The sequence below is a fragment of the Streptomyces alkaliterrae genome, from assembly GCF_007097205.2.
Classification (GTDB): Bacteria; Actinomycetota; Actinomycetes; order Streptomycetales; family Streptomycetaceae; genus Streptomyces; species Streptomyces alkaliterrae.
Window position 1 is genome coordinate 1 of sequence record NZ_VJYK02000616.1, and the last position, 1,037, is coordinate 1,037.

Here is a 1,037-nt window from a genome sequence, read left to right on the forward strand (position 1 = left end):
ACCCTCCCCCAACTACACCCAAGCCCTCAGAAGCATGCCCCTACCCAGGCTGATCTTCCCCATCAACGTGCGTTCCCTGCGCACGCCGGAAGCGGGTAGTACGAGATTGAGAGCCAAGTGACTGGACGCGACGAGGTGTTGACCACACAGGAAAGCGCATTGCGACTCGGGCCCGACCTAGCATCGCCCGAGAAGATGATGCACGAGAATAGACACACCTACCCGATCAAGCTTTCTCATCTTCCGGAAATCCCGAAACGAAACATCAAGTCGATAGAATCTGAGCTTATTCGAAGACCTTACAGCCTTGGCCGGGTCTTCCGGAATTTCCAACACTCTACACAACCATGCCTCCTCTGGAGTGCTCTCCAGAAGCACCGGAACGACCGCATACCAATAGCCTTCACCTCGAATATCGAGACCCCCACAGCGACCACTGTAGCCACGGTTTTCCGCTGTCGCTACAAGACTCAGGAGGGCCGGAGAATCCACTTTTCCAATCTTACGCGGAACTGGCCACCCATAAGCAGACAGAACACCCCTGGAGCGAACCTTGGACAGCACCAACTGAATCCTCCTTAGAATCACCAGAGAACCAGGATCTCAGTACTCGGCGTGATGCCCGGGTGACTGGCGTCCCTCATGCGCCTCAACGCTTCCGCGATTCGATGATTCCCTTGAGCAACGGCAGGACCATCTCCATCATCAACGATGGTCACTACAGCGCCCAGTTCGTCTGGATCGTTGATAGCACGCAAGAGAGTATCATCATCCAACCCCTGCAACATTCCAGTCTTCAACACATCTCCATAATCCGGCAGTCGCACTCCATCCAAATCGCCCAACCTAACAGGACGCCGCCTCGATCGCATATCAGCATCAGCTATTTCCGCCGCACTCGGAGGGAAGAGCTTCTCTCTGAGTCGGGCAACGATGCCGCGTTTCGGCCCCTCCTCGCAAGGAGAAAGCCCCAGCGGGTCGATCAGAGCGCAGGGATTGACTACGTAAGTGAGAGGGTTGGGGGCGGGGGTCAGGCC

Annotated in this window: 1 protein-coding gene; it reads right to left on the bottom strand. The window is 56.3% G+C overall.

From position 1 onward, the window contains the following. Positions 1–584: 584 nt before the first annotated feature. Positions 585–1,037 (bottom strand): hypothetical protein (locus FNX44_RS29350; protein WP_228450317.1); only part of this gene is annotated, 453 nt, incomplete at its 5' end.